Annotated in this window: 12 protein-coding genes and 1 tRNA gene; 7 read left to right on the top strand and 6 right to left on the bottom strand. The window is 52.4% G+C overall.

Annotation, left to right across the window (positions count from 1 at the left end; translation table 11 throughout):
- Positions 1–109 precede the first annotated feature (109 nt).
- From BK659_RS10950 to queA, 6 genes are all read right to left on the bottom strand, one after another.
- Positions 110–664, bottom strand: a complete 555-nt coding sequence (locus BK659_RS10950; RefSeq protein WP_123425086.1) for a glycine zipper 2TM domain-containing protein — start codon at positions 662–664, stop codon at positions 110–112.
- Positions 665–782: 118 nt separating this feature from the next.
- On the bottom strand, positions 783–1,697 hold the full coding sequence (gene secF, locus BK659_RS10945) for a protein translocase subunit SecF (protein ID WP_123425085.1): 915 nt from the start codon (positions 1,695–1,697) through the stop codon (positions 783–785).
- Positions 1,698–1,706: 9 nt separating this feature from the next.
- Complete coding sequence (secD, locus tag BK659_RS10940) at positions 1,707–3,575, bottom strand: protein translocase subunit SecD (protein ID WP_123425084.1); 1,869 nt, start codon at positions 3,573–3,575, stop codon at positions 1,707–1,709.
- 62 nt (positions 3,576–3,637) lie between these two features.
- Positions 3,638–3,973, bottom strand: a complete 336-nt coding sequence (yajC, locus tag BK659_RS10935; protein WP_123425083.1) for a preprotein translocase subunit YajC — start codon at positions 3,971–3,973, stop codon at positions 3,638–3,640.
- Positions 3,974–4,017: 44 nt separating this feature from the next.
- The gene (gene tgt, locus BK659_RS10930) at positions 4,018–5,133 is read right to left on the bottom strand and encodes a tRNA guanosine(34) transglycosylase Tgt (protein ID WP_185015345.1); all 1,116 of its coding nucleotides are present in this window, start codon (positions 5,131–5,133) and stop codon (positions 4,018–4,020) included.
- A 14-nt stretch (positions 5,134–5,147) separates the two neighbouring features.
- Positions 5,148–6,197, bottom strand: a complete 1,050-nt coding sequence (gene queA / locus BK659_RS10925) for a tRNA preQ1(34) S-adenosylmethionine ribosyltransferase-isomerase QueA (RefSeq protein WP_123425081.1) — start codon at positions 6,195–6,197, stop codon at positions 5,148–5,150.
- A 107-nt stretch (positions 6,198–6,304) separates the two neighbouring features.
- Between queA and BK659_RS10920 the strand changes: the two genes are divergently transcribed.
- The 7 genes from BK659_RS10920 to BK659_RS27635 all read left to right on the top strand — a co-directional run bounded on the left by BK659_RS10920 (position 6,305) and on the right by BK659_RS27635 (position 12,155).
- A tRNA-Leu gene (locus BK659_RS10920) sits at positions 6,305–6,389 on the top strand.
- A 160-nt stretch (positions 6,390–6,549) separates the two neighbouring features.
- On the top strand, positions 6,550–6,879 hold the full coding sequence (locus tag BK659_RS10915) for a hypothetical protein (RefSeq protein WP_123425080.1): 330 nt from the start codon (positions 6,550–6,552) through the stop codon (positions 6,877–6,879).
- Between the two features lie 402 nt (positions 6,880–7,281).
- Positions 7,282–8,010, top strand: coding sequence for a hypothetical protein (locus BK659_RS27640; RefSeq protein WP_148050430.1), 729 nt, complete (start codon positions 7,282–7,284; stop codon positions 8,008–8,010).
- Positions 8,011–8,038: 28 nt separating this feature from the next.
- A complete protein-coding gene (locus tag BK659_RS10905; protein WP_123425078.1) occupies positions 8,039–9,988 on the top strand; it encodes a hypothetical protein in 1,950 nt (649 codons plus the stop codon).
- 212 nt (positions 9,989–10,200) lie between these two features.
- Positions 10,201–10,974 carry an alpha/beta fold hydrolase gene (locus BK659_RS10900; RefSeq protein ID WP_123425077.1) on the top strand — a complete coding sequence of 258 codons (774 nt, stop codon included), beginning with the start codon at positions 10,201–10,203 and terminating at the stop codon, positions 10,972–10,974.
- 119 nt (positions 10,975–11,093) lie between these two features.
- Positions 11,094–11,594, top strand: a complete 501-nt coding sequence (locus BK659_RS10895; protein WP_123425076.1) for a DUF3916 domain-containing protein — start codon at positions 11,094–11,096, stop codon at positions 11,592–11,594.
- A 117-nt stretch (positions 11,595–11,711) separates the two neighbouring features.
- On the top strand, positions 11,712–12,155 hold the full coding sequence (locus tag BK659_RS27635) for a hypothetical protein (RefSeq protein ID WP_148050429.1): 444 nt from the start codon (positions 11,712–11,714) through the stop codon (positions 12,153–12,155).
- The last annotated feature ends 784 nt before the right edge of the window (positions 12,156–12,939 follow it).

The following is a 12,939-nucleotide window of genomic DNA, read 5'->3' as shown; positions in this document are numbered from 1 at the left end:
ATATAGCCATCGCGAGCAAGCTCGCTCCCACAGGGGATGAGGGGTGGGCATAAATCCCGGGTACAAAAAAGCACCCGTTCGGGTGCTTTTTTTGAGCCTGGCAATCAGCTTATTTCTGAGCGGGCTGATTCTGTCCCAGGATCAGATGACCGTCCTTGTCGACCGGAATCTGGTTGCCCGGATCACGATCCATCCGCACTTTGCCTTCTTTACCACCCAACGAATACCGAACGTCATAGCCTACGAGCTTGTCGCTGACGTCGTTGACCGTTTCGCAACGCCTTTGCATCGAGGTGCTGGTATCACGCTCCTGCATGCCTTCCTGCACTCTGTTGCCGGCGTAACCGCCGCCAACCGCACCGGCCACGGTGGCAAGTTTTTTGCCATTACCGCCACCGACCATATTGCCCAACAGACCACCGCCGACTGCGCCGATCACCGTACCGAGGATCTGATGCTGATCCTTCACCGGCGCCTGCCGGGTAACAGGTACATCCCTGCACACTTCACGTGGCGTCTTGATCTGTGTCTTGACCGGCTCGACTGCCAGTACTTGCGCATACTCAGGTCCGCCGCTTTTTACCAGGCTGTAGGTGGCAACAGCGCCTCCGGCAGTGACACCGACAGCACCCAATACCGCACCAACCAGTAACGACTTGTTCACATGAACCTCCTGACCATCACATGCGGGACGTGCCCGCGCTTCTCCCAATGTTGGAGCATAAAAAAAGGCGCGAGTTCAATACTCGCGCCTTCTGGTTATAACGAGAGGAAATAACGCCTCAAGGGCGGTCGTCCACTTCCTTCTCGGTATTGGCAGGAGGAATCAGGTCCTCGCTGCTCAGGTTCAGCCAGATCAGCACCACGTTCGCGATGTAGATCGACGAGTAAGTACCCGCCAGAACACCGATAAACAGCGCAATGGAGAAGCCGAACAGGTTGTCGCCGCCGAAGAACAGCAGCGCCGAGATCGCCAGCAAGGTGGAGATCGACGTCGCCATGGTCCGCAGCAGGGTTTGCGTGGTCGAGATGTTGATGTTCTCGATCAGCGTAGCCTTGCGCAGCACCCGGAAGTTCTCACGAACCCGGTCGAATACCACAATGGTGTCGTTCAGCGAGTAACCGATGATCGCCAGTACCGCCGCCAATACCGTCAGGTCGAAGGTGATCTGGAAGAACGACAGGATACCGATGGTCACGATCACGTCGTGGATCAGCGAGACAATCGCACCGACCGCGAACTTCCACTGAAAGCGGAACGCCAGGTAGATCAGAATGCCGCCCAGCGCCATGAGCATGCCGAGGCCGCCCTGGTCGCGCAGCTCTTCACCGACCTGCGGGCCCACGAACTCGACACGCTTGACCACGGCCGGGTTGTCGCCGCCGACTTTCTGCAGCGCTTCAGCGACCTGGTGACCCAGCTGCGGGTCTTCGCCAGGCATGCGCACCAGCAAATCGGTGGTAGCGCCGAAGCTCTGAACGATCGCTTCGTGATAACCCGCCTCAGTCAGCTGGGAGCGAACCTTCATGACGTCGGCCGGATGCTCGTAGGTCAGCTCGATGAGCGTACCGCCGGTGAAGTCCAGACCGTAGTTCATGCCCTTGTGGAAGCAGCTGAACAACGCCAGAGCGGTAAGGAACAATGTGACGCCGAACGCAACGTTGCGAACGCCCATGAAGTTGATAGTACGTAACATGGCAGCCCCTTAAATCCACAACTTCTTGAAGTCACGACCGCCGAAGATCAGGTTGACCATCGCGCGGGTCACCATGATGGCCGTGAACATCGAGGTAAAGATCCCGAGGGACATGGTCACTGCGAAGCCTTTGACCGGGCCGGTGCCCATCGCAAAGAGGATGCCGCCGACCAGCAGAGTGGTCAGGTTGGCGTCGAGAATCGCAGTGAATGCCCGGCCGAAGCCTTCGTTGATTGCCCGCTGCACCGTCATGCCGGCCGCGATCTCTTCACGTATCCGCGAGAAGATCAGTACGTTGGCGTCGACCGCCATACCCATGGTCAAGACGATACCGGCGATACCTGGCAGGGTCAGCGTTGCCCCCAGCAGAGACATCAAGGCCAGCAGCAGCACCATGTTCACCGCCAGCGCAACCGTGGCGATCAGGCCGAAGAAGCGGTAGATGGCCATGATGAACAGCGAAACGAACAGCATACCCCACAGCGACGCATCGATACCCTTGGTGATGTTGTCAGCACCCAGGCTTGGACCGATCGTGCGCTCTTCAGCAAAGTACATCGGTGCCGCCAGACCACCGGCGCGCAGCAGCAATGCCAGCTCCGAGGACTCGCCCTGACCGTTCAGGCCAGTGATGCGGAACTGCGCACCCAGCGGCGACTGAATGGTCGCCAGGCTGATGATCTTTTTCTCTTCCTTGAAGGTCTGAACCGGCACGTCTTTCTCGACGCCGTTGACCATCTGCTTGACGTAAGTCGTCACCGGGCGCTGCTCGATGAAGATCACCGCCATGCTGCGACCGACGTTGGAACGCGTCGCACGGTTCATCAGCTCACCACCGTGACCGTCCAGACGAATGTTCACTTCCGGCGCACCGTGCTCACCGAAACCAGCCTTGGCGTCAGTGACCTGGTCGCCAGTGATGATCAGGCCACGCTCGATTTGCGCAGGAGGACGCTTGCCCTCACGGAACTCGAAGGTCTCGGAAGTAGCTTTGGACGCACCTGGCTCAGCGGCCAGACGGAACTCGAGGTTGGCCGTCTTGCCGAGGATACGCTTGGCTTCGGCAGTGTCTTGCACGCCTGGCAGCTCAACCACGATGCGGTTGGCGCCCTGACGCTGAACGATAGGTTCGGCAACACCCAGCTCGTTGACGCGGTTACGCACCGTGGTCAAGTTCTGCTTGATGGAGTATTCGCGGATTTCCGCCAGCTTGGCCGGGGTCATCGCCAGACGCAGTACCGCCTGACCATTGAGGTCGGCCGGAACAATGTCGAAATCGTTGAAGTTCTTGCGGATCAGCGCACGAGCGTCTTCGCGGGAAGCTTCATCACTGAAACCCAGCTGAATGGCGCCATTGAGTTGCGGCAGGCTGCGATAGCGCAGCTTCTCTTTACGCAACAGGCTCTTGACGTCGCCTTCGTAGACTTTCAGGCGGGCGTCGAGGGCTTTATCCATGTCCACTTCAAGCAGGAAGTGCACACCACCGGACAAGTCCAGACCCAGCTTCATCGGATGCGCGCCAAGGGTGCGCAGCCATTGCGGGGTTGTTTGTGCCAGGTTCAGCGCGACAACATAGTCATCACCCAGCGCCTTGCGCACGACGTCTTTGGCTGGCAGTTGGTCTTCAGCCTTGGTCAGACGCAACAAACCGCCCTTGCCGTTGGCCGAAAGAGTGGCAGCCTTGACGTTGATCCCGGCGTCGTTGAGCGCTTTGCTCACACGATCCAGATCCGCCTGATTAACCTGCAGCGCAGTACTTGCACCACTGACCTGAATGGCCGGATCGTCAGGATAAAGATTGGGAGCGGAATAAATCAAACCGATCGCCAGCACCGCCAGGATCAGTACGTATTTCCACAGAGGGTATTTGTTCAGCATCACGCCGCCCGCTTATGACGCGGGGCGCCTTGCGCGCCCCGTCGATTGGTAAAAGATGAAACTTAGATCGCTTTCAGCGTGCCTTTTGGCAGCGTGGCAGCGATAGCGCCTTTCTGGAACTTCAGCTCTACCGAGTCAGAAACTTCGAGAACAACGAAATCATCAGCTACTTTGGTGATCTTGCCGGCGATACCGCCAGAGGTCACAACTTCGTCACCTTTTTGCAAGTTGCCAAGCAGGTTCTTCTGCTCTTTGGCGCGCTTGGCCTGTGGACGCCAGATCATCAAGTAGAAAATGACCAGGAAACCCACCAGGAAAATCCACTCGAAACCGCCACCCATAGGGCCGGCAGCAGGTGCAGCGGCGTCAGCCATCGCATTAGAGATAAAAAAGCTCATTTAGCACTCCAGTTGCAAAATTAGGGTCTTAAACGTTTTAAAACTCAGTCCAAAGGCGGAACAGGCAACCCGCGTTTGGCATAGAAGGCATCGACAAAGGCGGCCAATGTACCCTGTTGAATAGCCTCGCGCAAACCAGCCATAAGCACTTGGTAATGGCGCAAATTATGGATGGTATTGAGCATGCTCCCGAGCATTTCGCCGCACTTGTCCAGGTGATGCAGATAAGCGCGCGAGAAGTTCTGGCAGGTATAGCAATCGCAGGTCGGATCGAGCGGCGAATCATCATGGCGATGGAACGCGTTACGGATCTTCAGCACGCCGGTATCAATGAACAGGTGCCCATTGCGGGCATTACGGGTTGGCATCACGCAATCGAACATGTCCACACCGCGGCGCACACCCTCAACCAAGTCTTCCGGTTTGCCAACGCCCATAAGGTAACGAGGTTTGTCAGCCGGCATCATGCCCGGCAGGTAATCGAGCACCTTGATCATCTCGTGCTTGGGCTCGCCGACCGACAGACCGCCGATCGCCAGGCCGTCAAAACCGATCTTGTCGAGGCCTTCCAGCGAGCGCATGCGCAGATCCTGGTGCATGCCGCCCTGAACGATGCCGAACAGCGCAGCAGTGTTATCGCCATGAGCGTTTTTCGAGCGCTGAGCCCAGCGCAACGACAGCTCCATGGACACCCGCGCGACATCTTCGTCGGCCGGGTACGGCGTGCATTCGTCGAAAATCATCACGATGTCAGAGCCCAGGTCGCGCTGAACCTGCATCGACTCTTCCGGGCCCATGAACACTTTGGCGCCATCCACCGGAGAGGCGAAGGTCACGCCCTCCTCCTTGATCTTGCGCATGGCGCCGAGGCTGAACACCTGGAAACCGCCGGAGTCGGTCAGAATCGGGCCTTTCCACTGCATGAAATCGTGCAGGTCGCCGTGCTTCTTGATCACTTCAGTACCAGGACGCAGCCACAGGTGAAAGGTGTTGCCCAGAATGATCTCGGCGCCGGTGGCGACGATATCCCGCGGCAACATGCCCTTGACCGTGCCGTAAGTGCCGACCGGCATGAACGCCGGAGTCTCGACAGTGCCACGCGGAAAGGTCAGGCGACCGCGACGAGCCTTGCCGTCAGTGGCCAGCAATTCAAAAGACATACGACTAGTGCGACTCATGCTTGATCCTCAGGGCCGCGTGGCGCGGGATTACGGGTGATGAACATCGCATCACCGTAGCTGAAAAAGCGGTATCCATGCTCGACGGCGGCCTTGTAGGCGGCCATGGTCTCGGGATAACCGGCGAACGCCGAAACCAGCATCAACAACGTGGATTCGGGCAAATGAAAGTTGGTCACCAGGGCATCGACCACATGGAACGGCCGGCCTGGGTAGATAAAGATATCGGTGTCACCGCTGAACGGCTTGAGCACGCCATCGCGGGCCGCGCTTTCGAGCGAACGCACGCTGGTAGTCCCCACCGCCACCACACGCCCGCCCCGCGCACGGCACGCGGCGACCGCATCCACCACGTCCTGGCCGACTTCCAGCCATTCACTGTGCATGTGGTGATCTTCGATCTTCTCGACCCGCACTGGCTGAAAGGTGCCAGCGCCAACGTGCAAGGTCACGAACGCAGTCTCAATACCCTTGGCAGCAATCGCCTCAAGCAACGGCTGATCGAAATGCAGCCCCGCCGTCGGTGCCGCCACTGCGCCCAGACGCTCGGCGTAAACCGTCTGATAACGCTCGCGGTCCGAACCCTCGTCCGGGCGGTCTATATAAGGAGGCAACGGCATGTGCCCGACGCGGTCGAGCAGCGGCAGCACTTCTTCGGCGAACCCCAGTTCGAACAACGCATCATGACGCGCCAGCATTTCCGCTTCGCCACCACCGTCGATAAGGATCTTCGAACCCGGCTTCGGCGACTTGCTGGAGCGCACATGGGCCAGCACGCGATGACTGTCGAGCACCCGCTCGACCAGAATTTCCAGCTTGCCGCCGGAAGCTTTCTGGCCAAACAGCCGCGCCGGAATCACCCGGGTATTGTTGAACACCATCAAATCGCCCGGGCGCAAATGCTCAAGCAAATCAGTGAATTGACGGTGTGCCAGAGCGCCGCTGAGCCCATCCAGGGTCAACAGGCGACTGCCGCGCCGCTCAGCCAAAGGGTGGCGAGCGATCAGCGAATCAGGGAGTTCGAAAGTAAAGTCAGCAACGCGCATGATGGGGTTCGTCTAGCAGGGCCGGGAAGTCTAGCGGAAATAGTGAAAATTCTCCATGTACCTGATTGACCGACGGTTATCTCATCTCTATACTTCGCCGCCATTGAGCCCTGATGGCGGAATTGGTAGACGCGGCGGATTCAAAATCCGTTTTCGAAAGGAGTGGGAGTTCGAGTCTCCCTCGGGGCACCAAAATTAAGAAAGGTCTTGCTTAGCAAGGCCTTTTTTTTCGCCTACAGAAAAGTGAGCCCACCCCGCCGCCCCGTGGGAGCTGCCGAAGGCTGCGATCTTTTGATCCTGCTCCTCTTCCACGCCCCTTGACCGGCGGACCATTTCAAAAGGATTCCCCCCCATGGAATTACCCCTGGAAACAGTCGCCCTCTTCTCCCTCAAACTCGCCTACGAAACCGAAGGCCAAAGCCCGATCCTGCGTGACGATCTGATGATGGGCGACTACCAGCGGGACGTATTCGGCTTGCTGGTACGCAGAGGTGATGTCGAGACCATTAAGGTCAAAGTGGCTGAATGCGTGGGGCTGGCGCTGAACGCTATTGGTGGTGTTAATACCGTCCTGGGACGCGAGCTGCATAGGTTGGCGGTAGATTTCAGCGGTGTGCGAACGATGGAGCAGCTTGAATCCCCGCTCTTCGCGCTCAAGCACTATTTGATAGATATCCAGTGAATGAAGCTGCTCAAATCTAGGATCTTTGGATTCTGAGAGAGCCAACCCAGGGTAATGCCCCCAATGCAAGGGCCATCTTCGCCCTCAAAATCGGATCTATTTTATAACCGCGCCACAACAATCGCATCAGATCGGCAGATATCCAGCACACGTCTGACCCCACGCCAAAGCCACGAAACTGACTTGCTGGCATAGAAAAGCGTTAACAGCCGTAAAAAATTGTAGTACCTCTGTGCCCGTCATCCCAAAGGCTTTCACGCAGGACCATAGGCATTGGTGACAATTGAAGGAGACTAGCTTGGAGTAAAACCTAATCGCCAGTATCCTGCTAAGACAAGCGTGTTCAAAAATATTGTTAACCATCTATTAATAGTTTTAAACGTGCACAGAGAGAAAACCGGGATGTTGACATCTGAAGAAGAAATACAAGCACTTACTGATAAAATACGTCCAGACCAAACCTTAGATTCAAATTTTGATTTGATTTCAAGTATAAAATTACAAAAAATAGGTTTTACTTATACAAACAATGAAATCACCACTGAAGTCACAGGCAACATAGATCTCAAATCTCGCACAATAGAAATCCATCCACTTCAAAAACTTAACGCATCATCTACGCACTGCCTTTCTTACCTCCTAGGCGCAGCAGTATTATTTAATTCAGATGAAATTTCATCCATCTCAGCATCGAAGAACATCATAGATCTCACTCTAAATAAAAATCACTCCATACCAAAAAGTATAATTGAATCTAAAATCAGCTTATTCATAAACTTATTATTAATGCCCAGAAAACTTACAGAAAGGCTCGTAGATCAACTTATGAGCGATTTCGATATAAAAGACCACAACCATGGACTAATATACGTAGACTATCAAGAGTGCAACCACACGCAGTATGTAAAAATGATCAACAATATTTGCAGCATCATGTCCGTTTCTAGCAATTTTGCGATAAGCCGTCTTACCGAGCTAGAAATATTAAAAGACACACGGACACGCAAGCCCAAAAACTGGTCAACTTATGTGGACGACCCGAAAAGAGAAGCTAACAGAAAAGCCGAAGCACCACGACGGGTATATATTGATCTTGACAAAGAGTCAAACCAAGAGCCCCTCTCTGACTAAATATTTATACTAGACTGGGAGCATTAAAATGCAGCCTGAACATTACGACTTCGATAACGCCCTGTATCTCCCAGTTAGCGAAAAAACTGTTAACCGCCTAATAGCATCAGGCGAAAACAGCATATTGGACACCCTCTCCAATGCAGAACTCTCTGCAATTCTAGTAATTCAAAACCTCACAGAAATCTATAAGCACAGCAAAAACCACGCCTCTGAGCAAATATTAAAAAAACTTATAGCATGGGGAAACGAAAGCGCTAGCAACAAAAACACAATTAGATTACTAAGCGAAACCAAACGCTTGTTAGACCTACCAAAACTAAACATCGGACTTAGTATTCTTTCCCAAGCAAAAATCGAGTTACTTCCAGACAGTCTAGTCAAAGAAGCAGCATACTTACTTCCTAATGGAGATTGGGATACAACGTTCAGAGGAAGGTACTTTAATTCAACATCATCCTATCGTCATCAAATAGTCACCCCAGGAAATCAGGAATTGTGGCTTTCAAATGCGCAAAATATGATAGTCCGTACTCTGCAGGCCAACACTCACGAACATCTACATATTCAAGGCTATGCGGGCATAGGAAAGAGCTTCCTAATTTCATCTTTATTGAATTTCCTGAACCTAAGCAAAACTATAGTTCTAGTGAAAAACACTAAAAAACTCAACGAGCTAAAAAAGCGTTCAAAGCTTGAAAAATTCAAGCTTTATACATTTGAAGAATTTTCATTCCGTTTGATTTCAAATAAATTTGATCGTACATCTCTGCGCAACGCTTACGAGACCAAACAATATACCAACGCAGAAATCGCAAAAAATCTAAATATATCAAGCATAAAAAAACTCGATGAAAATCAGGTGATTTCTATATGTATGGAAACGATAAATTCATATTGCTTATCCGACGACTACAGCCTAAAAGACAAGCATTTACCTAACATCGAAAACTATCTTTCACAGATAGACAGAACAGCACTACTTGAATATTCCATCCGGATCTGGCAAGCCATTGATCCAACTCATATCGGTCCGCTGGCATTACCATTCAACGGGTTTAGCGTAGTAAAAAAAGCGTCCTTGCTTGGAGGCTCTGTGCACCCAAGCATTACCCACATACTTATAGATGAAAGCCACGACCTTCCTCCATCTCTTTTAAAAATACTTGAACGTGGCCCTCAATGCCTGATAACTCTAGGCGATGAATATCAGCGATTAACCGGAAAACCAACAAAACGTGGTCTAGAGGTGCGTCAAAAGGAAGCCACGCAGTCTGTAAGAACGGGAAAAAAAATGGAGAAAATTCTTAACCCGCTAATTTACGCGCACCCCAACAAGCTGAAATTGCCCTTTGAGGGAGCCAAAGATACCACGTTAAATATTTCCCACTATGATATGGCTAATTTACCGCCACCTGCTAATACAATATTAGTTGCTAGCCGATGGGGTATGCTTCTTTGGTTTTGGTCACTCAGCGATGCCGGACACTATATTTCCTTTATGGGAGATAGCGCTGCTAATTTTTCTCAGTTTGCCCATGATTGCCTTCGTCTTTTCCGCGATGGCACACCATCCACACATTCAGACTTAGTCCACTATCCAAACTGGCAATTATTATCTTTAGACCTTAGCAACGACGAGTCATTTTGCGCAGTAGAAAGAAAACTACAAAGTGGATATAAGGTTGCAGACCTAACTGCCACATTCAACAAACCCGGCAAAAGCCTAAACAACTCATATACATTGGCACTAGCTGAAGAAATCGGAAACATGGAGTTCAATAGCGTGATAATCGCAAACGATCTGATGCCCGACCGCCCACCAAAAGATGGTTATGAATTAGACCGAAGAATATCTACCTTATACACGGCCATTTCCAGAGCGATACAAGAGCTATATTTACCTATTGATATTGAAGAATGGCTCGCAAGCTATCGTGTCGCCGGGCTCTATATTCCAACCAAAAAAAGCTATTAGTTTCAGGAGCGAACCTTTTGAAGAAAAAGGGGACAGAAAAAAGTGACACCCATTAGCCTTGACTTGAGACCGGCTAATGGGTGTCACCTTTTCTCCCACAAAAGATTACCGGAACAACTCCGCGTTACGGTGGATTGCCCAGAGCCGCTGATCGGAGTTGTCGTCGGCTTATTTTTTCCACGGACGGTACGGAACACACAAAGGAGAACACTATGAAGCAGACAATATTCGCTGGAACGCAGGGCAATCTTGCCGTGATTGAAGCAGGACACGGCGAAGGTTTGCCGGTGCTCTTCCTCCATGCGGACTCCGGTCGAGCAAGCCAGTGGGCGGAAATGCTCGAACCTATCGGACGAGACAGGAAAGTCTATGCCCTTGATTCACGGGGTAGCGGCGACAGTTCCCCGGCTGCGGATGGTGACTATTCATATGCAGGGCGTGTACAGGACATCATCGATACAGCGGCAGGATTGAAACTTGAACGCTTCATCATCGTGGCCCACAGCGGAAGTGGCGCAGCAGCGCTGGACTATGTCGCCAGACACGCCGACCGGGTGGCGGGCTTGTTCCTGCTTGATCCCGCGACAGATCCAAGGGCACTTCCCGATGAGGTTCGCGCCGGAATGCTGGAAGCGCTTGTGGGGCCTGCGAGCCTTGATGTGCAACAAGGGTTCTACGCCACGATCGCGGGCAAGAACGAAAAGGTAAAGATCAGAGTTCTGGAAGACTGCGCTGCGGTCGATGCAGCCGCACGATTGGGGTTTGCGGTGGCGTTCGCCAATTGGAACCCCGAACCCGCGCTGGATGCATGGAAAGGTCCTGTTTTTCTCCTGGTCAGTAGCGCGAACGACAATCCCAATGCGCTCTACGCGTTACGACCGGAGTTACCCCACGCCGTGGTGGCTGATACGGGACACTGGATACAGCTCGACCAGCCCGAAAAGGTCGAGCTGGAAATACTGCGTTTCATAGCTAGCGTTCGATAACGAAGTAGTTGGGAGATACTGGGCAGGGCTTTGGCTGATATGAAAATAAACATGTCCACTTTTCCATAGCGCCAGCAGACAACAACGAAAGACTTTTTCGGCATCACAAGGACGTATCAATGCGGCAAATCGCCCTCAGCAACAAGCCACTCAGAGGCATTCCCCGCCGCCTTCGCGCTCTGGAACGCTGGGCCTCCAGTTTTCGCGACGAGTTTCACCCGCGATCCGTGCATATGGAGCGCTACACACATTGGAAGATCCCGGTGCACGCGGCCTTGGTCCAAGGCCCTCAAGCCAGGATCGAAGTTCAGGCCTTCTGCATTCAGCAACTGCTCGAAGCCGCTAGCCACCTGTCCAACGCTGCTGACCGCTCACAGGGTTACTACCGGGTCGCTTGCCTGCTGGTGTGGCCATGGGCTCATCAGAGCGAAATCACCCTCTTCTATGACCGGGACTATTATCTGGGTTTTCTCGGTGAAACCAACGCGCTCAAACCAGAGCGGATCAGTGATGCTCTTGCGTTGCACACGCCAGCGCATTTCATCGAGCACGGGCATGACGTAACTCAACCTGACGATGAGGTCGCAGTACAGTGGTGGTGCATCGGGGAACCGGCCTGACGTGGAGAAAAACGGGATAGATTTATTTTCAGAGATACGGGGACAAACCACGATTATGAGCGTTAAAAAACGTGGTCTGCCCCCGTTTTTTTCAAACTCTTTTATTGGAAAATTGCTTTGGAACATCTTGACCATCCGACATTCGAACAATGGAACAAAAGGCGCGATTGGTTTGAGGCCTTCATTTTTGATTACGAAGAAAGAGGCTCCTACTTAGTAGGAGAACAAGCATGCGCTATTATTTCTGACGTTCAGTCTTGCTTCTGCTCGGGCGCTTGGGCAGCAACAATCGTACTTGCCTTTACGGTTATCGAAGCAAATCTTCAAGAGACAAGTTATACAGAAAAAAAACAACGCTCTGTCGAATTATTGAGCTCATTTAGTACCGACACAAGATTTGACATACTACGAAAACGCAGAAATGCACTTATACATGCCACCCCTAGCAACCCAGCCATTACAACAGATCAACAATGGGATGATCGTGACTCACTGGAATCCGAAGCAAAAGAAGCTATAGAACTTATGTTTATAGCATTTTATTCGCAAATTGGGACCTAACCTGAAGTCACTGACATTTCTCGCAAAGACAAACCTTACAAAAAGGTAAACACTCGCAAGCCGTACATCATGGATCAAACACATGAAAACCACACACAAAATTTGCGAAATCTTCATGTATGTCAACGCTCTTTAAAAATATGATCCATTCACTCCAAATAACCTGAAGACAACACTGGAGATACAGGGACAGACCACGATTATGGGTGTGAGAAAACGTGGTCTGTCCCCGTTTTTCCGATGTTCCAGAAATAAGAAGGCCCGAACGTAATGCCGGACTAAGCCGGCACCAGAGGATCGGGCGCGATTGGGATCAATGCTGCCGTAGCCTAATAACCATGTCAATGTATACGTCACATAAAACGCGGCAACCACTAGGGTTTATGCGGGTTTTCAACGATCTGTTGCAGACGATACCGCCCGCGTATGAACAGCCTAAATAGAGCACTGTGGATTGTTGTCAGACCATTCCGAAATAGCGGTAGGGGTATTTTCTGCGATGCCTGATGCTAGCGATTTTCAGAGAGAGCGCTGAGAAAAGGGCCTTCGAAAGTTGCAGGAACGAGGCCTGCACAATATCCCCCACCGTCGCAGCCAATTCAGCGACCGGGTGTGGTAATGCACTCAGCATTGATGTTGGCTGAACTGGCGCTATCGCGAGCAGGCTCGCTCCCACAGGGGTTGTGTGTGCTGACTGGGATTTGGGATTAGCCCTGAGGGTTTCGGGGTTTTCAGTATTCGGGGCAAAGCGAATGCGGAGAAACCCGTTTCGAAATCTCCACCG

The organism is Pseudomonas brassicacearum (assembly GCF_003732225.1).
GTDB lineage: Bacteria > Pseudomonadota > Gammaproteobacteria > Pseudomonadales > Pseudomonadaceae > Aquipseudomonas > Aquipseudomonas brassicacearum_E.
Note: the sequence above shows the minus strand (reverse complement) of the source record. Positions and strands in the feature narration are given on the sequence as shown.